The organism is Mesorhizobium sp. B4-1-4 (genome assembly GCF_006439395.2).
GTDB lineage: Bacteria > Pseudomonadota > Alphaproteobacteria > Rhizobiales > Rhizobiaceae > Mesorhizobium.
Genome location: NZ_CP083950.1, coordinates 4,942,010 through 4,966,564 on the forward strand (window position 1 = coordinate 4,942,010; position 24,555 = coordinate 4,966,564).

General features: G+C 62.6%; 19 protein-coding genes and 1 pseudogene. 13 read left to right on the forward strand and 7 right to left on the reverse strand.

Features of this window, described 5'->3' with window-relative positions; genetic code table 11:
• The first annotated feature begins 81 nt into the window (after positions 1 to 81).
• The 6 genes from FJW03_RS23870 to FJW03_RS23895 all read left to right on the forward strand — a co-directional run bounded on the left by FJW03_RS23870 (position 82) and on the right by FJW03_RS23895 (position 7,465).
• Complete coding sequence (locus FJW03_RS23870) at positions 82 to 732, forward strand: outer membrane protein (RefSeq protein WP_226890449.1); 651 nt, start codon at positions 82 to 84, stop codon at positions 730 to 732.
• 275 nt (positions 733 to 1,007) lie between these two features.
• Positions 1,008 to 1,565, forward strand: coding sequence for a hypothetical protein (locus FJW03_RS23875; protein ID WP_140767124.1), 558 nt, complete (start codon positions 1,008 to 1,010; stop codon positions 1,563 to 1,565).
• Positions 1,566 to 1,959: 394 nt separating this feature from the next.
• Positions 1,960 to 2,748 (forward strand): PASTA domain-containing protein, encoded by a 789-nt coding sequence (locus tag FJW03_RS23880; RefSeq protein WP_140767125.1) that lies wholly within the window; start codon positions 1,960 to 1,962, stop codon positions 2,746 to 2,748.
• An 18-nt stretch (positions 2,749 to 2,766) separates the two neighbouring features.
• Complete coding sequence (locus tag FJW03_RS23885; RefSeq protein WP_140767126.1) at positions 2,767 to 5,499, forward strand: hypothetical protein; 2,733 nt, start codon at positions 2,767 to 2,769, stop codon at positions 5,497 to 5,499.
• 904 nt (positions 5,500 to 6,403) lie between these two features.
• Positions 6,404 to 6,832, forward strand: coding sequence for a GNAT family N-acetyltransferase (locus FJW03_RS30430; protein WP_181173370.1), 429 nt, complete (start codon positions 6,404 to 6,406; stop codon positions 6,830 to 6,832).
• 12 nt (positions 6,833 to 6,844) lie between these two features.
• Positions 6,845 to 7,465: a cupin domain-containing protein gene (locus tag FJW03_RS23895; protein ID WP_140767128.1), complete on the forward strand. Its 621-nt coding sequence runs from the start codon at positions 6,845 to 6,847 to the stop codon at positions 7,463 to 7,465.
• Positions 7,466 to 9,126: 1,661 nt separating this feature from the next.
• On the opposite strand, the pseudogene FJW03_RS23900 reads toward FJW03_RS23895, so the two are convergent.
• Both FJW03_RS23900 and FJW03_RS23905 read right to left on the reverse strand, forming a co-directional pair.
• Positions 9,127 to 10,327: pseudogene (locus FJW03_RS23900) on the reverse strand (IS256 family transposase).
• A gap of 356 nt (positions 10,328 to 10,683) precedes the next feature.
• Entirely contained in the window at positions 10,684 to 11,487 is an 804-nt protein-coding gene (locus FJW03_RS23905; RefSeq protein ID WP_140766795.1) for a SapC family protein, read from the reverse strand.
• Positions 11,488 to 11,796: 309 nt separating this feature from the next.
• Between FJW03_RS23905 and FJW03_RS23910 the strand changes: the two genes are divergently transcribed.
• The 5 genes from FJW03_RS23910 (at position 11,797) to lpdA (ending at position 17,726) form a co-directional block, all read left to right on the forward strand.
• Positions 11,797 to 12,069: a DUF6916 family protein gene (locus tag FJW03_RS23910; protein WP_140766794.1), complete on the forward strand. Its 273-nt coding sequence runs from the start codon at positions 11,797 to 11,799 to the stop codon at positions 12,067 to 12,069.
• Positions 12,070 to 12,386: 317 nt separating this feature from the next.
• Positions 12,387 to 13,619: a 3-methyl-2-oxobutanoate dehydrogenase (2-methylpropanoyl-transferring) subunit alpha gene (locus FJW03_RS23915; protein WP_140766793.1), complete on the forward strand. Its 1,233-nt coding sequence runs from the start codon at positions 12,387 to 12,389 to the stop codon at positions 13,617 to 13,619.
• Between the two features lie 3 nt (positions 13,620 to 13,622).
• Positions 13,623 to 14,636: an alpha-ketoacid dehydrogenase subunit beta gene (locus FJW03_RS23920; protein WP_140766792.1), complete on the forward strand. Its 1,014-nt coding sequence runs from the start codon at positions 13,623 to 13,625 to the stop codon at positions 14,634 to 14,636.
• Between the two features lie 15 nt (positions 14,637 to 14,651).
• On the forward strand, positions 14,652 to 16,067 hold the full coding sequence (locus FJW03_RS23925) for a dihydrolipoamide acetyltransferase family protein (RefSeq protein ID WP_140766791.1): 1,416 nt from the start codon (positions 14,652 to 14,654) through the stop codon (positions 16,065 to 16,067).
• 264 nt (positions 16,068 to 16,331) lie between these two features.
• On the forward strand, positions 16,332 to 17,726 hold the full coding sequence (gene lpdA / locus FJW03_RS23930; RefSeq protein ID WP_140766790.1) for a dihydrolipoyl dehydrogenase: 1,395 nt from the start codon (positions 16,332 to 16,334) through the stop codon (positions 17,724 to 17,726).
• A gap of 144 nt (positions 17,727 to 17,870) precedes the next feature.
• On the opposite strand, the gene FJW03_RS23935 is transcribed toward lpdA, so the two are convergent.
• Entirely contained in the window at positions 17,871 to 18,974 is a 1,104-nt protein-coding gene (locus FJW03_RS23935; RefSeq protein WP_140766789.1) for a saccharopine dehydrogenase family protein, read from the reverse strand.
• Between the two features lie 120 nt (positions 18,975 to 19,094).
• On the opposite strand from FJW03_RS23935, the gene FJW03_RS23940 reads away from it, so the two are divergent.
• Both FJW03_RS23940 and FJW03_RS23945 read left to right on the forward strand, forming a co-directional pair.
• Complete coding sequence (locus tag FJW03_RS23940) at positions 19,095 to 19,523, forward strand: Lrp/AsnC family transcriptional regulator (RefSeq protein ID WP_140766788.1); 429 nt, start codon at positions 19,095 to 19,097, stop codon at positions 19,521 to 19,523.
• Positions 19,524 to 19,693: 170 nt separating this feature from the next.
• A complete protein-coding gene (locus FJW03_RS23945; RefSeq protein ID WP_226890450.1) occupies positions 19,694 to 19,846 on the forward strand; it encodes a hypothetical protein in 153 nt (50 codons plus the stop codon).
• A 284-nt stretch (positions 19,847 to 20,130) separates the two neighbouring features.
• On the opposite strand, the gene FJW03_RS23950 is transcribed toward FJW03_RS23945, so the two are convergent.
• The 4 genes from FJW03_RS23950 to FJW03_RS23965 form a co-directional block, all read right to left on the reverse strand.
• Entirely contained in the window at positions 20,131 to 20,385 is a 255-nt protein-coding gene (locus FJW03_RS23950; RefSeq protein WP_140766787.1) for a DUF1344 domain-containing protein, read from the reverse strand.
• Between the two features lie 179 nt (positions 20,386 to 20,564).
• A complete protein-coding gene (locus FJW03_RS23955; protein ID WP_140766786.1) occupies positions 20,565 to 23,219 on the reverse strand; it encodes an ABC transporter permease in 2,655 nt (884 codons plus the stop codon).
• Positions 23,216 to 23,899 carry an ABC transporter ATP-binding protein gene (locus FJW03_RS23960; protein WP_226890451.1) on the reverse strand — a complete coding sequence of 228 codons (684 nt, stop codon included), beginning with the start codon at positions 23,897 to 23,899 and terminating at the stop codon, positions 23,216 to 23,218. The genes FJW03_RS23955 and FJW03_RS23960 overlap by 4 nt, the downstream gene beginning before the upstream one ends.
• Positions 23,892 to 24,554, reverse strand: a complete 663-nt coding sequence (locus FJW03_RS23965) for an ABC transporter ATP-binding protein (RefSeq protein WP_140766785.1) — start codon at positions 24,552 to 24,554, stop codon at positions 23,892 to 23,894. Before FJW03_RS23965 ends, FJW03_RS23960 begins: the two co-directional genes overlap by 8 nt.
• Between the last annotated feature and the right edge of the window lies 1 nt (position 24,555).

Here is a 24,555-nt window from a genome sequence, read left to right on the forward strand (position 1 = left end):
GCCAATTGCCGCACATTTAGATAGGCCCCAAGGGTGATTGGGGAATCTATGAAAAACATACTCTTGGCATCAGTTGCCGTGATGGGCCTGTGCGCCGAAGCGAACGCTCAGGACGCGCGGTACAATTGGTCGGGTTCATATGTCGGTGTCGAAGGAGGATATGCAGGATCCTCTGTCCGGTTCGACGCCGATTTCACCAGGTTCCAAGACACCTACCACAAGGACGGTTTTCTCGGCGGCCTTTACGCCGGTCATGATTGGCAGTTCGGCAACCTCGTCTACGGCGTGGTCGGTGATTTCGACTTTGTCGGTCTCGGCGACACTGAATTTGGCGACAGCGCGGCCTTCACCGGCGGCAAGGGTGAAGCGTATACATACGACGTCGACTGGGTGGCGACGGCGCGGCTGCGCGCCGGCTATGCGGCGACCGACCGTCTGCTGGCCTACGCGACTGGCGGCCTGGCGGCAGGACATTTTCAGGCCACTTCCTATTCAGGTCCGGTCTTTTTTCCAACTTCCGTACCCGCATCGACATCGGATTTTTCCGGCGTGAAATTCGGTGGCGTGTTGGGCCTCGGCGCGGAGTATGCACTGGCTGACAAGTGGTCGCTGAAGGCGGAATATCTCCACTACATTTTCGATGAAATTGAGCCAGGCCCCGGAGGCACGGCCGGCGCCAGTTTCAGGCCCTCACTCGACACGGTGAAGTTCGGCATAGCGTACAGATTCTAAGGCGGTCTGTTAGCCGGGAAGACCGGGTCCGCCGAACGGACGGACGACCCCGGCGGCCGCGTCCACCTTCGCACGCTCTTCATACTCTTCGAGTGTCAACGCGTAGAGCATCTGGTCGAGGCGGTTTACCGGTGCTGCCGTCTATCCGGTGCGAGCGCAAGGTGCCCTCCAGCCGCAGGCCTGACCGTTCGCAAACGGCGATAGCCGCCTAGTTGCGGGCCAAGGGCTGGAAAGTGATCTTTTCCAGCTTACGCTCACGAGCTTGGGGAGAGACGTTGTTCGCAATTGGAATCGTCGCCATTGGCCTTGTATTGACCCCATTTACAGCCACGCCTCCGCCGATTGGGTTCCAGAGCCATTCGCCAATCTACCGCGTTGCCGACACGGCAGGTTGGGAAGACGGGTTCTACGTGCGACAGAGCAACGACAGTAGCGGCGCGATATCTGCCGGCGAAAGCATACTTACAGCGCTCGGGATGCTCGATTGTCGCCCCGATGAAATGTCGGACAAGAAGGACTGCAAGATCGAATCTAAGGTAGGTGGTCCAGTCATCTACTATCATCAAACCAGCGCGCCGGTCTGGGTCTGCATCATTGGCCATGACTTCCCAGGCAAGACAGGCATGGTGCGGGTGGACGCCAACTCGCCGGTGCCTACCGACGACCAGGGATGCGTTGGAGCCAACCAGATCTTAGATCAAATGTTGTCGGGCCAGGTCTTTAAAGCCCGTCGAGTCGAATGGCCTGACGAGTACCCTATTGATACGAAGACCTCACTTGCAGGTCTGCGCAAGGCGCTGGAACTTGCCAGACGACTTCTCGCCGAACGTTGAGGCCGGGCTTTGGACCGCTGTCCCGACCGGCGCTGCAGCTGGAGGCTGGAGGCGTTAGGCCATGTCGTTATAGCCAGCATACTACAACAAAGCTCATGATCGCAGCCTGCAAAACCGTCGTATCATATGGGCGTTTAAAGCGCTAACTCGTTGCCGGAGAGCACCGCATTAGGATAGGACGCCGAGGCGACGCTGACGCTATGACGAATGGGCGCTGACTTGATCGTCGTATAAAGATAGAGCGATTGTGACCACAGTAATAATAAACGTTCTTTAGGCCTTCATTTGAACCGGGAGATCCTAGAAGAATTCGCATCTAGGCCGGAGTCCCAGTTGCTTATTCCACTTTTGTATGCAACTGCCGCAACGGTGGTAAGTTCGGGGGAAGAGTCCCATGTTGCGGGTCGCCTACTTGTCGCTGCTGATCATATCATTAGCCGGCACGTCTGAAATGGCCTCGGCTGAAACGGTTCCCTCGCTTTTGGGAATGCAGATGGACGAAGCGAAAGCGGCGGCTGACAAATCCGGCGTTTCGCTTGTGATCCAGAAAGTGGACTCTCTCGAGCGCCGCGAAAAGATTCTCTTGCAGGTGCCGGGAGTGGGGTCCGAGATCGGGACCGACCGCCAAATCTATGTCCGTGTATCCGACGGAATGCCGGTTCCCGATCTAGTCGGAAAGCCCGAAACGGACGCGGAAGCGGTCCTAAAGGGGCTCGGCATCGGGCACGAGTCATCCGACCGCCGTCATGATGGGCTCGTGCGCCATACGGTTGCGGGACAGACGCCAAACGCTGGCGACCGTTTAGACGCGTCGTCCGAGGTGGTTTTCCTAGACGTCGTAGGCGGCCGCTACGTTGCTGTGCCGAACGTCGCCGGCCAGAGCCTGAGCAATGCAATGGCGGCAATTCGGAACGGAGAGCTCTCGCCCGTCGAAGATCCTCCCGCGCCCGATCTAGCTGCCACCTCGCAGCGGTCTGCACGACGCGACTGCACTGGCATCAACGTGACCACCGCCACGGCAGCCGGCAGCGATCCCGCTGCCGGAACGGAGGTCTATCCGGGCACCTCGGTCAAGGTGACATATCAAACCGCAGTTACATTTCAGGCCAGCAATGAATGCAAACCTGCCATCGACCGTGACCCGTGCGAGCGCAACGTCAGACTCTGCCAGATCTCCAGATGAAAATCAGATGAAATGCCCATGAGGACCGGAATCTGTCTGCCATTGTTGGCCAGCATGTATCTGGCTTTTTCACCACCGTCGTTTGGCGCGGAACAGATCGATGCCGCGAAGGCCGCTGCATTGGCCGAGCGCGTCGGGGTGGCCGGTGCCAAAGTCTGGATGGACTATAAGGCGATATCCATCCCTCCCTCCTCGCTTTCACCCGAGGAGCGAAGTGCTAAGATCGAGGCTGCGCTGCAGCGGTATCAGGATTTGCGGAACGGGTATGCAGGCGTCTCGGCGGCTGCGGGAGGGATCAAGGCTGGGATGGCGGCAACGATCGGCGGCCTACTCCTTTACGCCGGTCCGCAGGCGAGCGTGACAGTTCCGCTGATGCTCATCGGCGCCGCGTCAGCGATTTCACTCGACATGACCCACCGTAAAGTGGAAGCGATCGGGGAAGAGAGGGCAAAGGCCCTTCTTGGTTCCATCAAGGACGACCTCGTGTCAGAATCAGGAGCATCCGATTTTGATGCCTTGGAGGGCAATCCGGAACTCCTCCGTTCGACGCTCGTTAAAAGCGACCGTTTTCTTCGCGACATCAAGGAGCGGGCGGCGGCCTCCGGCGACCCAGGCCTTGTCGACATGGCGGCTGACGTAATGGCCCGCGCTGCAGAGGGCGGCAACGTTGCCGCCGTCGGGGCCGTCGGAGATCTAGACAAGCGTTTCGGTGGATTCGTCTCTGAGGTGAAGGAGAGCAACAAACGCGTTGACGAGACTCTCAAACGTCACGATGAGGCGCTAAAGGAGATCGGAGGCAACCTAGCCAACCTCAGCAAGGACGTTACGACGGTCAAGGAAGAAGTTACGAAGCTTGGCAGGAACCAAGACCTCATCGCGGATTTCATGTTCTCGTCCCTGCCCGCGGAAGGGAAAGCGGCGGCGCTTAGGTCGGGCCTTATGGATTCGAGGATCAAATGCCCGACGGATGCCGCCGATTGCGACCCTTCGGCAGTCAAGGCGGCGATGGTGGAGCGCTTCGATGCCGAAGCTCGGATTAAGGTCCAGATTGCGCAGGCTGGCGACGTCCTGAAGGGAATTAACGATGTCCAGGCTATCACCAGCAATCTCGGGATCGACCTCGGCGAGGACGGCAACAAAGCCCTTAGCATCGCTTCCGGGGCCGTCAACGCTTACATAGGGTTCATGTCTGGCGATTACCTCGGATCGATCGCGGCTGTGACAGGCATATTCGGTAAGAAGCCTGATCCGAACGCAGAACGCTTCAAGGTAATGATGGCCTATCTCAAGGAGCAGTTCGGCATCATCAACGGGAAGCTCGACGCCATCTTGAAGAACCAGCAGACGATCCTAGACGCGGTGGTCGGCGTATCGAAGCAGATCCAGACGGCATATGAACAGCTAGACGGCCGCCTTGACCAAATGCAGGTCGAGCAGCGGCGCATCTCCGACAACGTTAAGGCGCTTATCTGGAGAGATTGGTCGTCCTGCTACGCGACCTATTCCTACGCGGTGGCGCCCAACCCACTCGAGAAGCAGCCGCCCTTTGTCAACATGTCCACCCTCGCGTTTCCGTCCTTCGATGCGTTGCGCGACGTCGCCTTGGCCCAGTCGCGCAACGCAAGCGACTGCATAAAAGTGGTCAGGCGAGCGATGGCAACCACAACCGCCACGCGGTGGTTCGGCAACTTTCTGGATGCCGACCGCTCCCTCGATCCTTCCAGTCTTCCCGATCCGAACACGCTGTCCGACGCGATTAAGGCGGAGGCGAACAAGTGGCACGATCTCCTCCGGCTCTACCGCGAGAACATCGTGGACCCGGCCTCTGTGATCGCGTTCGATTTCGCGGGCCGCCATCACCTGTCCGACTCAACGCTGCTCTATCTCAATGCGTCATCGCTGCCTGATGCCAAGGCCCTCGGCGAGCTGCAGGAAGCAGGCTGGAAAGTGGCTTTCTCTTGTGACAGCGACGATCCGGGAACCAGGGTTATTAGGGGGCTGGTATGTATGCCTGGGACGAATCCAGATGGCGTAGCGCACGACCTCATCTCCACCGCGCTGAATACAGACATCCTGCTCGACATCGCAAACTGGATGACCGTCGTTAGTCAGCTTTCCGACATCTACGATGACAACGCCGACCGCTTTGCTGAGAACATTGAAGCGGTGGCTAAGATACCAGGCGTCTCCCATGGCGAGGAGATCACCCGCAAGCTGGCAGATATGATGACGCTAGCTGTCGCCTACCATACCCGAAACCACGGCGGACTGACGGCCCTAGCGATCGCGGAGGACGTCCGAGAGGGTCGCGCCGATAACAAACACTCCCGAATTCTCGCGAACAATCCCTATCTGGCCGAAAACACCGCAAACGTGCTTCTCCACCTCATTCGCGGACGCTGGGATTTTGAAGCCGACCCATCCCGGCCGCCGTTTGTGGACCGCTACACACAGGCATACTTGTACGCACGCGGAGGGGCCGAGGATCGCTTCGAGCCGCTCTACGCCCTTTTTGGGCGTACATACCCGTTCGGCTTGACAGCCAAGGGAGATGTCGGCCTTATCCTCTCCATCGACAAGCAGGAGATCATGATCCCCCTACCGGCTCCGACGCGCCTTGCGGAAGGAACTTTCGTCTTCCCGCCTCGCCGAGAGGTCCTGCTTGCTTGGCGCGAGAAGCTGATAGAGCGCTACCTCGACTATCAGTTCGGTCACGACAAGGAACTCGCGTCGATCGTATTGCCGCAGTAGAGTGAATCGGGTCGCCAGCTCCCGCGACAGTCCTCTTGGGCTCAAGTATGTTTGGCCAGTTCTTAGCTGACCGATTGTGCTGCCAGGGCCGGCCTTGCGGCATTTTGCCCCTGCACGCGAAGAGAGTCCTGATTGAACCTAACTCAAAGCGGGCACACCGAAGGCAGCATACTCCAACTCAGGTTAGGTGCCGGGCCGCATGGCTTGTTGCTGCAACGGTTCTGGCAGCGGCGGATGGTCAGCGGGGAGCGTGGGAGGAGTGGGACCTCTCCGGGCCAAAAAAGCAGGGGAGAGCCAATCTGGACGCCCCCGATGGATCCGGCACGCGAGGGCACGCTCGCGCCCGACGATGCTGTTTTCGGACTCGATCGGACCGACCGGACCGGAATGCTTTGAACGGGGTACGCCGAGCGCCCAGGCGCCAAGGCACAAGAGTAGTTTCCGGTCCACGCGGGGGAGCAGTTTCTGCGCCATGCGACACTGCAAGATGTCAGGACGAATGAAGGTCGGCCTTCAGCGTGGGCTCACGAGGCGCGCAGGTTGGCCCACGCCACGCATATAGTGAAGCTCTGGCGCAGCGTGCCCCACTCGGAGCTTTTGCTCGGTATCATCTGTTGACTGCGCTATTCACTTTGTAGTCACAAGTGGCCCGATCAAACGCCTGGGGAGTTTTGCCTACTCAGACCAGGTATACGAAAGCTTGACGAGACAATATCTTGCGACGGTTTCTTTGCATCCCAAGCGAGATGCGCTCGTGGCAAAACGTTATTTATCCCCGGCCTATTCCCCGTTAGCAAGCCCCCCGGCAGACACTATCTTGGACTCCACCTCGACAACCATACCTCTGGAATGTTATGGTAAATACTTCTGACTTGGCTCCTTGACGACAAGGACGACAGGCGCGGTGTATCTCAAGCCAGCGAGCGATGACGATTTTGAATTCTCCTGGGAGCTTTTCTCGGAGAGTGTTCACCCACTTATCACGCCTTACCTGCCGGAAGGTTGGAACCCTGAGCGAGAGAAAAGACAATTCTCGCTAATATGGCGCCCTAGCAAAACAATGATAGTGCAGTCCGACGCTTCGGCGATAGGCTGGTTTTCGATAGATGACGCCGGCGCTTCCACGGTCCTAGAGAACATATTTATCTGCGCTCCGTACAGACGACTCGGCATTGGCTCGAAGATTGTATCCGATATTGTCAGGCATGCAGAACTGGCCGGAAAGTCGGTCCGGCTTTCACTCCTGAGAAATAACCCATGCGCCCCTTTTTACGCATCATTGGGTTTTCGCACCATAGCAAGCAGCAAACTCACGATAGACATGAGCACTTAGCTGGAGAGAGAGATGTTACATAGCCCTATTGATCAGACGTATGAACTCAGTGATGTCGAGGTGGAAACGGTCAGGAGGGCGGCCCTCGTTAGTGCTCTTCCTTTTGTACCTGACAAGCGAATCTATAGCAGCGATGAATTGCATCAATACGGCGTTGTTAGGGAGGCGTATACTTCCGAAGAGGTAAAAGGTCTCGGTTTTTTAGATGGTGTTGTAACAAGTTTCGATCCGAGCGCCGGCAAAGCTAGAACCTTTTTGCGTGTGGAAACACCTTTTTCTCGGGGAATTAGCAAATGGCAATTGCCGGTCGATATGAAGGAGGTGCGAATCCATGAAATCTCTTTTCCCCCAAATTCGTTCGTTGCTCCACACGTCCACCACGAAAATGAACCGGGCGACCCTGGCGGCAGCTTACGAATAGTTACTGTCGGAAGCATTAATTATCGCAACAACGTTTTTGGTCCGGGTGATTGGTTCTATATCCCGAACGGTGTGGCATACAGTTTTACTACCGATCCGAACTGCACAACACGCGCGATGTATCTATATCGGTTTTTTGCCGCGAGGGAAGGCAATCGCTTTTCACACCCTTCCGCGATTTCCGCGCTATCAGCTATTGAACCGATGGAGTAGGAAACACCAAAGGGCACGATCTAACATCTATGGAATTGGCTGGAGGGAACAATGGTAAATATAATACGACGCGCGGCTTCGCTCTTATGGGACAATTTCGGGCACTGTCAAAGATGTATGCACAGGGCGCTTCAAGGAACGTTGATCGCTTGGGGCGGGGTAACCGCCAGCGCTATTGTGGGATATGGACCACTTGTTGTTGTATTAATGCTTGTTGCAATTCTTGTTACGACGGTGTGGCTTATCCACGTAGTGGTCTTTGCGATCAAGACTTCGCTCGTCGCAAATAGGACGAGACCGCCGGAGCTTGGCGCCTTTTCACGTCGCCAGTTTCTTGCGTCTTTCATTTCCGCGCTCGGTGTTGGAGCCATTACCACCTTGTCGTATTCGGTTAGCTGGGCAGCTGATTTTTCGAGCGGAGAGGATGTGTCGAGCGGAGGATATATATTGGAAAGCTGTTGCCGCAAGCCGAGTGGGGTTTGCCGATGTGGGTCGTCATCCGGTTACTTGGCCGATTGTGCGACCAGTTGTGGGGTTGCCCTAACCGCGGTTCGGGCAATGGCCGCCCTGCCATCGCTTCCCTCATTCACAGCAGTCGGACATCTGTTTGATGTCCATACTCGGAAACCTTTGGCCGAAGAGAGAGTGGTTCTGGTCATTCCTGGGGGAAAGTCATTTCAGGCCGTCACTGATACAGGCGGAAGGTTCAAGATTTCCGTTGGCGCAAATCCGTCTCGGAAGAGTTTGGACATTGGGAAGCTGCCGTCTGTGGCACCTGGCGCGAGGGTGGCTGGCGAGTCTTCCAATTTTTACTTGTTCCTGCGAGCGGGCTAGTTACATCGAGAGACGGATTGAACTAACCCGAGGCAGCAGATCGTTTCAGTTCGGTAGCGCTTAGCAGGCGGAGGAGGGATCCGAACCGGGCAGCTTCTGCCGAAGATGCCGAGTGGTCGGCTCGACCTGCCGAGCCCTCGGCATATGACTCGCCAGTCGCAAGGCGCTCGCAAGTCGCGACCCACAAGCCAACCCCTCCGCTTCATTCCCCGCTTGCTGCGCGGATACGCCGTCCTATTACGGCGCCGCCGTTCGAGTGCCTGGCCTGCTCGACTATCTATCCATGTCATCCGACAGATCTGTCATCACGCGCGCGTGGCGGAGAGCACCGCCAGTATCGGGCGCCTACCACCACCCACGATGGCCACGCATGCAATTCCAGCGCATCTGCCCAAATACGGACGGAGAGCGGTTCCGACCTGAACAGGGCCGTCCGATCGAACAACAGGAGCTTCTAAGCGACAGGGCAGGCGCGGCAGCATACTCTATTAAAGGTTAGGGTGGCCGCCTCCAACTCCTCGCCGCGCCTCGGTCTTGGATTGCTCCGAGCCCACGCCGGGGAGCGCTGGGGGAGCGGACCTGCGTTTCTCGCTGTTTACGCCTGACCGACTGCGGCCCCATGCAAGGGGGGGCCGTGCTCCGCGCCTGGTTCATACGGGCACTCCAGCCTTGCGGAACCCGTCAAGCCAGAGCTCGGCGTCGTCGGGTATGGCGCACATTTTCGCAGAGTTGCATGCGAAGATCGTCGTATCGAAAGGATCGCGTCTCAGGAGGTGGTGTAGCTGACGGCGCTGGTCGCCGCGCTCTCCGGCAGGAAGCCGGGTTGATCAGCGCGCCACGGCTGGCAGGCTGATGAGGGGATCATCGCTCATCTGGCTGATGGTCTCAAGGGTCATGTATCGGGCCCGCTGCACCGCCCATTCATCGTTCTGCTCGAGCAGCAGCGCGCCGACGAGGCGGACGATGGCGTTGTCGTTCGGGAAGATGCCGACCACGTCGGTTCGGCGCTTGATCTCGCCGTTGAGACGCTCGATCGGATTCGTGCTGTGAAGCTTGGCCCGATGCTCCTTGGGGAAGGTCATGTAGGCCAGCACGTCAGGTTCGGCGTCGTCCATGATGGTGGCGAGCTTGGGCACCTTCGGCCGGATCTGATCGGCGACGGCGCGCCATTGCGTGCTTGCGGCCTCCGGCGTCTCCTGGGCAAAGGCGGTGGCGATGAAGGCCGAGACGACGCGCGGCGGCCGCTCTTGCCGGCGTGCGCCAGCACGTTCCTCATGAAGTGGACCCGGCAGCGCTGCCATGTGGCTGAGAGCACCTTGGTCACGGCGGCCTTCAGACCCTCATGGGCATCGGAGACGACCAGCTTGACCCCGCGCAGCCCGCGGCGCGTCAGCTTGCGCAGGAACTCCGTCCAGATCGGCTCGGCCTCCGAGGTGCCGACCTCCATGCCGAGAACTTCGCGGCGGCCGTCTGCGTTGACGCCGACGGCGATGATGACGGCGACCGAGACGATGCGGCCGCCGCGGCGCACCTTCAGGTAGTGGCATCGATCCAGATGTAGGGCCAATCGCCCTCAATCGGCCGCTCGAGGAAGGCCTTCACCTTGCCGTCGATCTCCTCGCACAGCCGGCTGACCTGGCTCTTGGAAATACCGCTCATGCCCATGGCCTTGACCAGGTCGTCGACCGAGCGCGTCGAGATGCCCTGCACGTAGGCCTCCTGGATGACCGCGGTGAGTGCCTTCTCGGCCATGCGGCGCGGCTCCAGGAAGCTCGGGAAGTAGGAGCCCTTCCTGAGCTTGGGGATGCGCAGCTCGACCGTGCCGGCCCGCGTCTCCCAATCCCTGTCGCGATAGCCGTTGCGCTGCGCCGTCCGCAGCGGGGTCTTCTCGCCATAGCCGGCGCCAGTGGCGGCGCCGACCTCCATCTCCATCAGCCGCTCGGCGGCAAAGCCGATCATGTCGCGCAGGAGATCGGCATCGGGGGTCTTCTCCACGAGCGCGCGCAGGTTCATCATGTCGTCGGTCATCGATCGTTCCTTCGAATCAGGTTGGTGTTCAGCAACCCGACCCTAACGGAAGAACATCGATGACCACCGCTGTGCCGCTCGCTCGCTACGACGCTGTTGAGGGCGCGCTCGCGAGCGGCTTCGCTGCCGCCGAGCTACACCACCTCAAGGGACACGACCCCGGACCCCGGATTTTAAAAGGAGGCAACAGGACAGTGCTGAAAATGTTCCACCACGGGTCGACTGGAAATGTCCGAGCCAGGCAATTCCAGGGAAAGTTTGAAGCGGTTTCCGTCCGGAATAGCGTCGAAACAAAGAGTTAGGATCGCGATCCAGTCTCGCAGGCCCCTCACAGGTGGCAGACCCCCTGCAGGGGATCAGCCGCCCTTTACACTGTCCGCCTTGCGCAGCGACGCCTGGTGGACCAGCGATGTCCAGCTGTTGGTCGAAGCGAGGTGACAATAGACCAGGACGAGCGCGCCTGATTTTCTCAGGTCGAGAAAGGCCTCGTCGCTCAATTTGTTGAAGGCCTCCTCGTCGATCACCTGGAAATCGGTGAGGTTGAGCACTTCACCGCCTTCCAGCGTCACCTTACTCTGGCGCGGCGAAAACAGGCCGTGGGCGTCGATCTTCTCGACCATCTCGCGGGTGGCTCTGAAGTCGATCTGGAACTGATTGCAGAAGGCGAGCGCCTGCTTGGTTGCCTCGGCCGGCTCGGCGCCGTTGAAGAATGGCGCGACCTTGTCTTCGCGCGGTGGCGCGACGGACTGGTCGACGACACGCTCGCTTGCCCGGTCGACGCACAGCGTCAGCCGGCCTGATGCGGTCGGGTCCTCGGCAAGGATGAAAGGATAGCGGCGCACATAGGCGGGGATATAGTGCGGTGCCGTCCACCGGCCGTCGGCGTCGACGAACAGGTTCTCGCCCTGGCGCACGCCGGTGATGATCACCGGCGCCTTGCCGGTGCCGATGAAGACGATCGGATAGGAGCGCATCCCCGCCGGCATTTCCGACGCCACCACCGGGATGGCATGCGCCGAGCGCGCGAAGGAAAAGTCGCTGCGCGCGGTGAGGCCGAGAAAACCGTGCCGCGCCGGGTTGAGCGCCTCGGGCCTCGAATAAAACAGCGGCATTGAAGCATCCGCCGGCGCCGCTGCCGTTCTCGCACCGCTGTCAGCCATCGTTCGGCCCCTCTTCTGCCGCGACCCGGTTGCGCCGGCCCGCTTTATACGCGATCCCGCCGGGATCTGTTTTTCTGCGCCGATCTTCGGTCGGCAAGAGATCGTGCGCAGGATTGAAGTAAAGGCTCTACCGCGTTCCTCGCCACGACAAAAGCAGGCATGGCCGGATGATGCGGATTTACGCCGGGGTTTGCACCGCGCTGTGCGGCGAGCCCGCCTTGCGGCTATGGACAGCTTGCGGCGAAGCGGCGACATTCCGGGAACCAGGGAACTGGGCGTTGAACGCTCCAGGCAGTCGAGGCGCATGGCATGACGAAATCGGATTTCGAACAAGCGGTCGGCACGGCCTTCACCACCACGATCGGCGAGCGGTCGATTGCCCTGGAATTGACCGATGTCCGCGCCATCCCTGCCAGCCCGCGCCCCGGCGGCGGATTCTCGCTGCTGTTTCGGCGGCCGCGCGACGTGGCGCTGCCGCAGGCGACCTATAGTCTTGCCGGCAAGGGTGGTGCCCATGACATCTTCATCGTGCCGGTCGCGGCCGATGCGGCGGGGCGGCTTTACGAGGCGGTTTTCAACTAGTCTTGTAGTCTTGCGAGGCTGGTGCCGGTCCCCCACCGAACCTGCGGTCCGAACTCGCCACAAAGGGGAGGTCGGAGCCAGACCCTCCAGAATACCTCCTCTTGCGGCAACCCACCCGCAACCATTCGCCAAATTGCGCGCCGCCGCGCAACATCGACAAGAAATTTCGCCGACATATCTTCATCTTGGTGTGCGGGAGGCTCGATCGGCCGGCATGGCCGGCCCGACGCGCCAACGGCTTGCCCGGCGAATTCGCACTGGTCTGGCCGCGCGAATGTGCAAATATCGACGCCAGGCAACATTGGAGGACAAAGGTCATGGCCGATGCTGGAATGTTGCGGTTTCACGTTCCGGAGCCTGAAGTGCGGCCGGGCGGCACGCCTGACTTTTCCAATGTGCCCATCCCCAAGGCCGGCTCGGTGCCGCGCCCGGAAATCGATGTCGATCCGCGCACCATCCGCGACATGGCCTTCTCGATCATCCGGGTGTTGAACCGCAACGGCGAAGCCGTCGGGCCATGGGCCGGGCTGCTCACCGACGAAGAACTGCTGACCGGCCTGCGCCACATGATGACGCTGAGGACCTTCGATGCCCGCATGCAGATGGCGCAGCGCCAGGGCAAGACCTCCTTTTACATGCAGCATCTTGGTGAAGAGGCGGTGAGCTGCGCCTTCCGCAAGGCGCTCGCGCCGGGCGACATGAATTTTCCGACCTACCGGCAGGCCGGCCTGCTCATCGCCGACGGCTATCCGATGGTCACCATGATGAACCAGATCTATTCCAACGAGGCCGATCCGCTGAAGGGGCGGCAGCTGCCGATCATGTATTCTTCGAAGGAACACGGTTTCTTCTCGGTCTCGGGCAATCTGGCAACGCAGTACATCCAGGCGGTCGGCTGGGCGATGGCCTCGGCGATATCGAACGATTCCAGGATCGCCGCCGCCTGGATCGGCGACGGCTCAACGGCGGAATCGGATTTCCATTCGGCCCTGGTGTTCGCCTCCACCTACAAGGCGCCGGTGATCCTCAACGTCGTCAACAACCAGTGGGCGATCTCGACCTTCCAGGGCATTGCGCGCGGCGGCTCCGGCACCTTCGCCGCGCGAGGCCTGGGCTTCGGCATTCCGGCGCTGCGCGTCGATGGCAACGATTATCTCGCCGTCCATGCGGTGGCCAAATGGGCGGCCGAGCGCGCGCGCAGCAATCTCGGGCCGACGCTCGTCGAATATGTCACCTACCGCGCCGGCGCCCATTCGAGCTCGGACGATCCCTCGGCCTACCGGCCAAAGACCGAATCCGACGCCTGGCCGCTCGGCGACCCCATCGTGCGGCTGAAGAACCATCTCATCCAGCTTGGTGTCTGGTCGGATGAGCGGCATGCGCAGGCGGAGGCCGAAATCCTCGACACGGTGATCGCGGCGCAAAAGGAAGCCGAAAGCCATGGCACGCTGCATGCCGGCGGCAAGCCATCGACGCGCGACATGTTCGAAGGCCTCTATGCCGAGATGCCGCCGCATCTCCGGCGCCAGCGCCAGCAGGCGGGAGTCTGAGTCATGCCGAGACGGACCATGATCGAGGCGATCCGCGACGCCATGGATGTGTCGATGGGACGCGACGACAAAGTCGTCGTGTTCGGCGAGGATGTCGGCTTCTTCGGCGGCGTCTTCCGCTGCACGCAGGGCCTGCAGGCCAAATACGGCAAGAGCCGCTGTTTCGACGCGCCGATCAACGAATCCGGCATTGTCGGCTCGGCCATCGGCATGGCCGCCTACGGGTTGAAACCTTGCGTGGAAATTCAGTTTGCCGACTACATGTACCCGGCCTACGATCAGCTGACCCAGGAAGCAGCGCGGCTGCGCTACCGTTCGAACGGCGATTTCACCTGCCCGATCGTGGTGCGCATGCCGACCGGTGGCGGCATCTTCGGCGGCCAGACGCACAGCCAGAGCCCGGAAGCGCTTTTCACCCATGTGTCGGGCCTGAAGACGGTGGTGCCATCCAACCCGTATGACGCCAAGGGGCTGCTGATCGCGGCGATCGAGGATCCCGATCCGGTGATCTTCCTGGAGCCGAAACGGCTCTACAACGGTCCGTTCGACGGCCATCACGACCGGCCGGTGACGCCCTGGGCGAAGCATGAGCTCGGCGAGGTCGCCGACGGTCACTACACCGTGCCGCTCGGCAAGGCCGCGATCCGCCGGGCGGGCTCCGCCGTCACCGTGCTCGCCTACGGCACCATGGTCTATGTCGCACAGGCCGCTGCCGAGGAGACCGGCATCAATGCCGAGATCATCGATCTCAGGACCCTGCTGCCGCTCGACCTCGATACGGTCGTCGCATCGGTCAAGAAGACCGGGCGCTGCGTCGTCGTGCATGAGGCGACGCTGACCTCCGGCTTTGGCGCGGAGCTTTCGGCACTGGTTCAGGAAAACTGTTTCTACCATCTCGAGGCGCCGGTGGCGCGTGTCGCCGGCTGGGACACGCCCTATCCGCATGCGCAGGAATGGGACTATTTTCCGGGACCGGCCCGCGTCGGCCGTGCCCTCCTAGAAACAATGGAAGCGTAGAGCGGGAGGCCTGAGATGGGCGAACACATCATCAAGCTGCCCGATGTCGGCGAGGGCGTGGCCGAGGCCGAATTGGTCGAATGGCATGTCAAGGTTGGCGACATCGTACGCGAGGACACAATGCTCGCCGCCGTCATGACCGACAAGGCGACGGTCGAGATTCCGTCGCCCGTCGATGGCGAAATCCTGTGGCTGGGCGCCGAGATCGGCGACACGGTGGCCATCGGCTCGCCCATCGTGCGGCTGAAGGTGGCGGGCGAGGGGAATGTGAAGGCGGAAGGCGCGAAATCGCCGGAGGTCACGGCGACACCTACCCCCACCCCTAACCGTGCCGGGACGAGCCACGCGTCTCGCCCGTCCTCCGGACCCCCACAAGGGGGAGGGGAACGCGCCTCGGCTCCCAAGGTCGAAGCAAAGCGCGCGCCACCGTCATCCACGAATCCAAGAAACGATAACGTTGGAGCGGCTGTGACCGAATCCCCCTCCCCCTTGTGGGGAGGGGTTAGGGATGGGGGTACTGCGACGGTGGGCGCCCCACGCCCTGAAGGCGAAAAGCCGTTGGCATCGCCGGCCGTTCGCCTGCGGGCGAAGGAGGCCGGCATCGATCTCAGGCAGATCGCGGGAAGCGGCCCGGCCGGACGCATCGGCCATGAGGACATCGAGGCGTTCCTGGCACGCGGGCCGCAAATGGCCAAGGCATCGGGCCTTGCCCGCAACGATGCTGTCGAGGACATCAAGGTGGTTGGGCTTCGGCGAAAGATCGCCGAGAAGATGACGCTGTCCAAATCGCGCATCCCGCACATCACCTATGTCGAGGAGATCGACGTCACCGCGCTGGAAGATCTGCGCGCCGCGCTCAACAAGGAGAAGCGCCCTGCCAAGGCGGGCGCGGAAAGGCCCAAGCTGACGCTGCTCCCCTTCCTGATGCGGGCGATGGTCAAGGCGATAGCGGACCAGCCCCAGCTCAATTCGCTGTTCGACGACGAGGGCGGTATCATCCATCAGCATGGCGGAATCCATATCGGCATCGCCGCGCAGACGCCCTCGGGTTTGGTGGTGCCGGTGGTCAGGCATGCCGAGGCGCGCGACATCTGGGAGTGCGGCGCCGAGGTCGCCAGGCTTGCCGAGGCGGCGAAGTCCGGCACGGCGACACGCGACGAGCTGTCCGGCTCGACCATAACCATCACCTCGCTCGGCGCCATGGGCGGTGTCGCGACGACGCCCGTCATCAACCATCCCGAGGTGGCGATCATCGGCGTCAACAAGATGATGGTGCGGCCGGTGTGGGACGGCACCCAGTTCATCCCGCGCAAGATGATGAACCTGTCGTCAAGCTTCGACCATCGCGTCATCGACGGCTGGGACGCGGCCGTCTTCATCCAGCGCATCAAGACGCTGCTGGAAACGCCGGCGCTGATCTTCGTGGATTAGGTTTATGAATACGGACGCTGCCCCCTTACCTTCGTCATCCTCGGGCTTGACCCGAGGATCCATGCCGCGACCTGGGCCGGGGCGCGCAGCAGAACAGAGTTCCGGACCGTTGCAACGCCTTAACGTGACGGCATGGATCCCGGGGTCTACGCGCGTCGCTACGCTCCTTGCTCCGCCCCAGGATGACGAAGGTACGAACGCCTCCGCCAATCTCCAACATGAGCGATGCGGTCCCGAGGCACCGCGACCAAGCGAGGTGCCAAGATGAAAGAAATCTCCTGCAAGCTGCTCGTCATCGGCGCCGGTCCCGGCGGCTATGTCTGCGCCATCCGCGCCGGGCAGCTCGGCGTCGATACGGTCATCGTCGAGACGGGCAAGCCGGGTGGCACCTGCCTCAATGTTGGCTGTATTCCTTCCAAGGCGCTGATCCATGCGGCGGAAGAATTGGAGAAGGTGGCGCACATGGCCGGCGGCGACAGCCCGCTCGGTATTTCGGTTGCGGCACCGGCGCTTGACCTGGCCCGAACCGTTGCCTGGAAGGACGGTATCGTCAGCCGGCTCAACAGCGGCGTTGCCGGCCTGCTGAAGAAGGCCGGGGTCAAGACCGTGCATGGCTGGGCGACGTTCCGCGACGGCAAGACCGTCGAGGTGGAGACCGAGACGGGCATGCAGGTGATCCGGGCCGAGATGATAGTGATTGCCACCGGCTCGGCGCCGGTCGAATTGCCGTTCCTGCCGTTCGGCGGACTCGTCATTTCGTCGACGGACGCGTTGGCGCTGGGCGAGGTGCCCAAGAGGCTCGTGGTCGTCGGTGGCGGCTATATCGGCCTGGAACTCGGCATGGCCTTCGCCAAGATGGGCGCCAAGGTGACCGTGGTCGAGGCCTTGCCACGCGTGCTGGCGCAGTACGATGCCGAACTGACCCGGCCGGTGGTCAAGCGGCTTTCCGCGCTTGGCATCGAGGTGATGACCGGCGCCAAGGCCAAGGGCCTGTCAACGAAGGGTGACGCCCTGCTGATCGAGACATCGGACGGCAAGAATGCCAAGGTCGCGGCGGACAAGATCCTGGTGACGGTCGGCCGCAAGCCGGTGACCGAAGGCTGGGGGCTCGAGCAGATCGACCTCGACAAAGCGGGCAGGTTCATCCGCATCGACGACCACTGCCGCACCTCGATGCGCGGCATCTTCGCCATCGGCGACGTCACCGGCGAGCCGATGCTGGCGCACCGGGCGATGGCTCAAGGCGAAATGGTCGCCGAGATCGCCGCTGGCCACAAGCGCAGCTGGGACAAGCGCTCGATCCCGGCCGTCTGCTTCACCGATCCGGAGCTGGTGACGGCCGGACTGTCGCCTGAAGAGGCCAAGGCCCGAGGCGAGATCAAGATCGGCGTGTTCCCGTTCGCCGCCAACGGACGGGCGATGACCAAGCTTGGCGAAGATGGCTTTGTTCGCGTCGTCGCCCGCGCCGACAACCATCTGGTGCTCGGCATCCAGGCGGTCGGGCAGGGCGTCTCGGAACTGTCGACGGCGTTCGGGCTGGCGCTGGAGATGGGCGCCCGACTCGAGGATATCGCCGGAACGATCCATTCCCACCCGACGCAAGGCGAGGGGTTCCAGGAAGCCGCGCTGAAGGCGCTGGGACACGCGCTGCATGTTTGAGAGTTCACCCTCCCCCTTGTGGGGAGGGTCGATCCGCGAAACGGAGCGGGGGGGTCTCGTAGGGCGCACCCCCACCCCGTCTCGCAATCTCCGCTTCGCTCCGACCGCGAGCCGACCCTCCCCACAAGGGGGAGGGTGGGAGCCTCAGCTCGCCAGCCGGCTTACCATTTCGTGCTGGGCGTAGGCGCGGCCGAAGCGGTTGGCGAGGAAGGCGTCCAGCGCGATCTCTTCCTGCTTGATGAAGCCGGTCGCCGGCAGGCTGCCGTCGGCCAGCATGTCGAGCACGGCGCAGATGCCGGACGCCGTGGTGATCTGGATGGCGCTGCGCACCGTTTGGCCGACGCGCCTGGAATAGATCTTGTTGGCGTAGGTCTCCTGCAGCAGGCGGCCGTTCTTGCGGCCGGAGACGGTGACGAAGACGATGACCACGTCCTGCAGCGTTGCCGGCAGGGCGCTCTCGAAAATGTCCTTCAGCACGTCGCGGCGGTGACGGAGCCCAAGGTCGTTGAGCAGCGCCTTCATGATCGCGGCGTGCCCGGGATAGCGGATGGTGCGGTAGTTCAGCGTGCGCACCTTGCCTTTCAGCGTCTCGGCCAGGGTGCCGAGCCCGCCGGAGGTGTTGAACGCCTCGTAGGTGACGCCGTCGAGCGAGAACTCCTCGCGCTCTTCCAGCGGCGGCACCTCGACCAGCTCGCCCTCGACGATCGCCTCGCAGGGCTCGCAATATTCGTTGATGACGCCGTCGGTGCTCCAGGTCAGATTGTAGTTCAGCGCGTTGGACGGGTATTGCGGCAAGGCGCCGACGCGCATGCGCACGCTTTCCAGCGTGTCGAAACGGCTGGCAAGATCGTTGGCGACGATCGAGATGAAGCCCGGCGCCAGGCCGCATTGCGGGATGAAGACGCCCTTGGCGGAACGGGCAAGCTCCTTGACCCGCCTGGTCGAGACGACATCCTCGGTGAGATCGAGATAGTGCACGCCGGCACTGGCCGCCGCCTCGGCGATGCGCGTGGTAAGGTGGAAGGGCGCGGCGCTCAACACCGCGAACTTGCCGGCGAGCGCCGCTTCCAGCGCGCCGGGTGCTGCGATATCGAGTTCGAGCGTCTCGACACCCTCAGGCACTTCGGCAGCGGCGAGCTGCGCCGCCGAGCGGTCGACGAGGGTGACGTGGTAGTCGCCCGTCGCGGCCAACATTTCGGCGATGGTCGAGCCGATCTTGCCGGCGCCGACGATAACGATGTTGTTCATGGTCAATACCCCTACCAGTTCGAATTCGCGGAATCATCGCAGCTTGCCTGTCGAAAGGAAGCGTGAAATCTGGCAGAGTGAAACCTAATCTTAGACGATCTGCCGAAGGATTTCGTTGAAATGCTCAGTGAAGCCGAACAGACCCTGCTCTCCTTGCTGCGCGCCAACGCACGCGCCTCGACAGCCGAACTGGCGCGGCAGCTCGGCGTATCGCGCACGACGGTGCAGAGCCGGATCGAGCGGCTGGAACAACGTGGCATCATTACCGGCTACGGCGTCCGGCTGTCGCCGGACTATGAGCAGGGGCTGGTCCGGGCGCATGTGCTGCTCACCGTCACGCCAAAGCTCGCCGACAAGGTGGTGCGGGCTCTGCAGGCGCTGCCACCGGTCAGGACGCTGCACTCGGTGAGCGGCAATTTCGACATGATCGTCATCGTCGACGCGCCGTCGATCCGCGACCTCGACGCGCTGCTCGACCAGATCGGCGCCATGGACGGGGTCGAGCGGACCTCGTCGTCGATCATCCTGTCGACGCGGATCGACCGCTGAACGGCACCCGAGGCTATGCGTCCCGGGCCGGTCGTGAACGATTCCACCCGCTTACCGATTTGTAAGAACGCCGCAAAACGCCGGTATGATTGACAGGTCAGTGTCACGTCTGAACCGCTGCGGCTGAAATCGTCCCAAGCCGAAGACCTGTCGTGTTCCGAGAGGTGGCTTTGACCGTACCGCGCAGTGCTCCCGTCTGGTCGAGCCGATGGATCTGGATCACGATCGGCGCCGTCCTGCTGGCCATCGCCCTGGTCCTGATCGTCATGTCCGGAAAAGGCTCGGTGCCGGACTACGGCTTCCATCCTCTCTGGTTCTGGTAGTCGGCGGATGCCGTTCGACGAAACCTGGGCCAAGACCGGTGGTGCCACGTGGCCCGCGTCAAGCGCCGGGCGCGGCCCTGGTTCGCCTTGCGTCCCTGGAAACACCCGGCTCGAGCGCCTGATCACCGCGTTACCCCTAGCCCGGACGGATCCGGGCTAAGGGAAGCCGGCGCGCGCCGGCAGCAGTCAAGATCGCCGCCGGCGGGGGCTCCGGCCTGGAGCGGTTCATGGTCTCACGGAAAGACGCTACGCATCTTTCCCGGAATTGCTCCGGGTCAGGGCACCTATTTAGCCGGCTGGATGCTCGATGCCGCCAGCTTGCCGGCCTTGGTCGAATAGGTCACCACCACCTTTTCGCCGACCTTCAGCGTCTCGGCCTCGATGCCTTCCGGCAGGACGAAGGTCTTGCCATCGGAAAGCGTGATCGAATCGCCCTTCTTGTCGACACTGGCGATCGTACCGGTGGCCGCCTTGGCGAAAGCGCCGGTTGAGGACAAGGCGGCGAGTACCATTGCGGCTGCGATAGCTGATTTTTTCATGTTGTTTTCCCGTTGGCTTGGTTGCGGAGCCGCCGGCTGTCGGCCGTTGAGCGGCTCCCGTATCCGGGCCGTTTGGTCGCCGGATTCGTCTCTCCTGACGAGAGACGGATCGAGCCTAGACCGTGGAGTTTTCGATGATCTGGCCGCAAATTTACAAATCGGTAAATCGACGTCCGGCTTCACAGGTCGCGCAGCAGTTCCGTTGCCTGTGCCGCCGAAGGCCTGGCGGACAAAACGGCGGCAGCCACCGAAGCGGCGACGAGGCCGAGCACGGCTGCCAGATAGAGCCAGGGGATCGACAAGGCCTCGGGTGGCGGATCGAATACGCCGGTCAGCAGCTTGACCAACATCCACGCCGTCAGCAGCCCCGAAAGGAGGCCGAACGCCATGCCGCCGACAAGGATCAGCAGACCTTCGCCCCAAAGGAAGGCCGCGAGCTGGCGGGGTTTGGCGCCGATCGCGGCAAGGATGGCGAAAGGCCGGCGACGCTCGAAGAACCCCAGTGCCAGCATCAGCCCGGCGGCGGCCGCGGCCATGACGACCGCAAAGCCCAGTTCGATTGCCGTCAAACCGCCAAGGTCGACCGCGGTCAGGCTCGAGCCGATGAGATGTGCCGCTTGGCCGATGTCGGCCACCTTCAGCGTCCGATCGAAATCGAGCACCGAAGAAGCCTGTCGCGCCAGCTCGGCGGGATCCGCCTTGGCCCGCATAAGCACGTATTCGGATGCATCGGAGCCGGTCATGCGGGCGACATAGGCCGAATTGGCGACAAGGAACGAATCCTTTGGCGCGGTCGGAAATTCGCGGGCGACGCCAATGAACTTGAAGGCCACGGGATGATACTGGTGATCCCTGGCATCGACGAGCCGCAGGTTGATCGTATCGCCTTGCTGGAGCTGGAAATCCTGCACGGTCTCTTCCGACACCAGGACACCGTCCGGCGTCGCGGCGAGCAGGGCAAGCGTGCCGGCGGCGCTGGCGCCGCTGAAATAGGCGTCGGAAAGACCGGTCGCGCGTCCGATGCGATTGGGGTCGATGCCATAAAGATCCTGCAGGTCGGCGCCGACATAGGCGAAACGATGTTGCATGGGTTCGGCCGCCGTCGCATCGGGCAGCGAGGCGAGCGCCGCGAGGTGGGCTCCGGCGGGCTTGTCCGTCGTGCCGAAGACGGTGACGTCCGAGCCGTTGGTGAGCTCGGCGTCGATGCGTGCCTGGGCATTGTAGGTGGTGTTGAAGACGGCCGTCGACGTTGCGAAGGAGATGGCCAGCGCGGTCATGGCAATGCCGATCGTCAGGCGGCCCGATTGCCGCGACAGCGCGGCCGATACGATGGGCGCCAAGGCTCCCGATACCGGCGTGACAATCAATCTCAGGAGCGTGCCGTTGCGCGCGATGACCGTGGCCGACAGCCTGATGGTCAGCAGCGCCATGCCGAGCCAGAACAGGGCGGGGGCGACGAACGCCTTGTAGTCCACGGCTGTCGCGGCCACGCCTTCGGGCGCAAGCACGATCTGGTATCCGGTGCTCGCCGATTGCCAGAAGACCAATCCCGCCGCAGCGAGCAGCAGGCCGTCCAGCCACAGGCGCTGCCACAGCGGTGGATGTGGCCGGCTCACGGTGCGCCGCGCCGCCATCACGGTCGCCCAGCGCGCGTCCCGCCAGGCCGGGTAGAGAAAGGCGATGAGCCCGACCAGCAGTCCGAAGAAGGCGACAAGAAGCAGCTTCGGCTGGTCCACGCCAAGCGCAGCGTCAAGGCCTGGGGCGGCCATGCCAAGGAGGAATACCACGGCCATGCCGAAGGCGGTTCCGCCGATGGCGGCGACGGCGGCCTCTGTCGCGGACAGAAGCAATATGTCCTTCGCCGTCGCGCCGCGGACGCGAAGCAGCGCCTGCTCGGTGCGCCGGCGTTCCGCGCCGGACGAGGTAACGGCAAAGGTAAGCGCGATCGCCAATGCGATGCCTGGCAGTCCGAGGAACAGAAACAGCACGGAGGCGTACAACGCATCCTCGCGAACCGCTCCGAGGCGCGAGCCGAGATTATCGGCCACCAGGGCCTGGCCGGCGACTCTTGCCTCGAGATTGCGCTGCGCGGCAGTGACAAAGGTATAGGCCGCGACCGGATCCGGCGGCAGCGCCCCGTGCGCGAGCCGCACATGCAATTGCAGCCGGGTGGTATCGGGGCGCGCCTTGCCCTGCGGATCGAACGATTGCCGCCAGGCTTCCTGCGGCAGGATGAGGACGTTGTCGGGCGGGGCCTGTGGCGCTGCCTGCGGCGGCAGACCGACAGCCTGGAACAAGGCGTCGGCGTCGGGCAGGTCGACCACGCCGGCAATCCTGACCTCCGTCGGCGGCAAACCCATCCGCCGGATCGAGACCGTGTCGCCGGGGGCAACATGGAGGTTGGCAGCGGTCTGCTGGGCAATCAGCGCACCATCGAGGCTACCGGAAAGCAGCCGGATTTCCGCCGGGAAATCGCTCGAATACCCGCTATCGAAAGCAACCACCTGGCCAGGCCCCGTGGTCTGGGTCGTACCGCCGGTTCGAGCCTCGAAGCCGGCGACATCGGCATAGCGGACCTGATGCACGGCCTTGACCGGAGCAGCTTCAGGCAGGGCCTTGCTGATGAGACCCGGATCGGCGCCGGAAATCACTTGCACCTGCCAATCGATCGGGACCGCCGACACGGCGCGGGCGGTCATCGATGCACCGGCATTGGCGAGAAAGAGCGCCATCGCCGCAAGCAGGGCGACCGTCAGCGCGATGCCGGCTGCGGCGCCCGCCACGCGCATGAAACGGCGAGCGAGCACACCACGAATCCACAGCAGGAACATCATGCCGCCGCGGTCCCCGGCCGAAGGCCGGTGGTGAGCCGGCCATGGTCCATCGTCCAGCGCGTCGCCATGCGCTTGGCCATGGCTTCGTCATGCGTGGCGACGACCAGGGCGACGTCGGTTCCTTCCAGGCGGTCGAGCACGGCGTCGAAGAAACGCAGCGCCGTTCGGCTGTCCAGCTGCCCGGTTGGTTCGTCGGCCAGCACAAGCTTCGGACCCATGACCAGGGCGCGCGCCATGGCAATACGCTGAGCCTGGCCGCCGGACAGTTCCTCCGGCAGTTTGTCGCCGAGTTCGCCGAGGCCGAACGATTGCAGAAGCGATGCCCCGATCTCCTCGGCGCCGGCATTCTCGCCGGCCAGCAGCAAGGGCAAGCCGACATTCTGGACGGCGGTTAGGGCGGGAAACAGGCTGGGCGACTGGAACACGAAGCCAATCTGGCGCGGCCTCAAGGCCTCGAATGTGCCGAGGCCGGGCCATTCGACAACGCCGGCGGTCGGCCTGTCGAGGCCGCCAAGAATATGCAGCAGCGTCGTCTTGCCGCTGCCGGAAGGTCCGACGAGCGCGATGCGCGCGCCCGACACGATCTCGCAGCCGACATTGCGCAGCACCTCGATCCGACCGGCGTTGCCATCCCGGAAGTCCCGCCCGAGGCCTTTTGCGACGACAAGCGTTTCACCCACGATCGATCCTCCCATCCTTCAGCCGGATGATGCGATCCGCCCGCTGCGCCAGCGCGTTGCTATGGGTGGCCAGCAGCGTCGCCAGTCCGGTGTCGCGCCTCGCCTCGAAATGAGCGATCAGCCTGGATTCGGTATCGCTATCGACCTCGGCGGTCGGCTCGTCTGCAACCAGGATCAGCGGGTCGGCGGCCAGGGCCACCGCAAGGCCCGCCCGCGCCGTCTCGCCGCCGGACAGCTCGGTCGGAAAGGCACGTGCGCGATGCGAAAGGCCGACGCTTTCCAGCAGGCTGGCCATTCGCCGGTCATCCGGCTTCTTCGCCAGAAGCATCTGCAATCGAAGATTCTGCTCGACATTCAGGTGGCCGAACAGGTTTCCCGATTGCAGCAGAATGCCGAAGCTGGCGGCGCGAACACGCGTGCGATGGGCCTCCGGTCGCCGGGTCAGCCGGACGCCGGACACCTCGACGTAGCCGCCATCCGGTTCATCGAGGCCGGTCACGCAGGCCAGCAAGGTGGATTTGCCGCTGCCGGAGGGCCCGACCAGGGCAACGATCTCGCCGGCGGCGACGTGGAAACTGACGCCCCGCAACGCGGCTGTCTCGTCATCGCCTATGTGGAAGAACCGATAGATCTCATGCGCGTCCAACGCGTGCATC

What these genes read in the sequence shown, in the direction of transcription:
- FJW03_RS23870 (WP_226890449.1), top strand. Translation starts at nt 82, where the DNA reads ATGGGCCTGTGCGCCGAAGCGAACGCTCAGGACGCGCGGTACAATTGG.
- FJW03_RS23880 (WP_140767125.1), top strand. Translation starts at nt 1,960, where the DNA reads ATGTTGCGGGTCGCCTACTTGTCGCTGCTGATCATATCATTAGCCGGC.
- FJW03_RS23885 (WP_140767126.1), top strand. Translation starts at nt 2,767, where the DNA reads ATGAGGACCGGAATCTGTCTGCCATTGTTGGCCAGCATGTATCTGGCT.
- FJW03_RS23895 (WP_140767128.1), top strand. Translation starts at nt 6,845, where the DNA reads ATGTTACATAGCCCTATTGATCAGACGTATGAACTCAGTGATGTCGAG.
- FJW03_RS23905 (WP_140766795.1), bottom strand. Translation starts at nt 11,487, where the DNA reads ATGGCTGACAGCGGTGCGAGAACGGCAGCGGCGCCGGCGGATGCTTCA.
- FJW03_RS23910 (WP_140766794.1), top strand. Translation starts at nt 11,797, where the DNA reads ATGACGAAATCGGATTTCGAACAAGCGGTCGGCACGGCCTTCACCACC.
- FJW03_RS23915 (WP_140766793.1), top strand. Translation starts at nt 12,387, where the DNA reads ATGGCCGATGCTGGAATGTTGCGGTTTCACGTTCCGGAGCCTGAAGTG.
- FJW03_RS23920 (WP_140766792.1), top strand. Translation starts at nt 13,623, where the DNA reads ATGCCGAGACGGACCATGATCGAGGCGATCCGCGACGCCATGGATGTG.
- FJW03_RS23925 (WP_140766791.1), top strand. Translation starts at nt 14,652, where the DNA reads ATGGGCGAACACATCATCAAGCTGCCCGATGTCGGCGAGGGCGTGGCC.
- lpdA (WP_140766790.1), top strand. Translation starts at nt 16,332, where the DNA reads ATGAAAGAAATCTCCTGCAAGCTGCTCGTCATCGGCGCCGGTCCCGGC.
- FJW03_RS23935 (WP_140766789.1), bottom strand. Translation starts at nt 18,974, where the DNA reads ATGAACAACATCGTTATCGTCGGCGCCGGCAAGATCGGCTCGACCATC.
- FJW03_RS23940 (WP_140766788.1), top strand. Translation starts at nt 19,095, where the DNA reads ATGCTCAGTGAAGCCGAACAGACCCTGCTCTCCTTGCTGCGCGCCAAC.
- FJW03_RS23950 (WP_140766787.1), bottom strand. Translation starts at nt 20,385, where the DNA reads ATGAAAAAATCAGCTATCGCAGCCGCAATGGTACTCGCCGCCTTGTCC.
- FJW03_RS23955 (WP_140766786.1), bottom strand. Translation starts at nt 23,219, where the DNA reads ATGATGTTCCTGCTGTGGATTCGTGGTGTGCTCGCTCGCCGTTTCATG.
- FJW03_RS23965 (WP_140766785.1), bottom strand. Translation starts at nt 24,554, where the DNA reads ATGCACGCGTTGGACGCGCATGAGATCTATCGGTTCTTCCACATAGGC.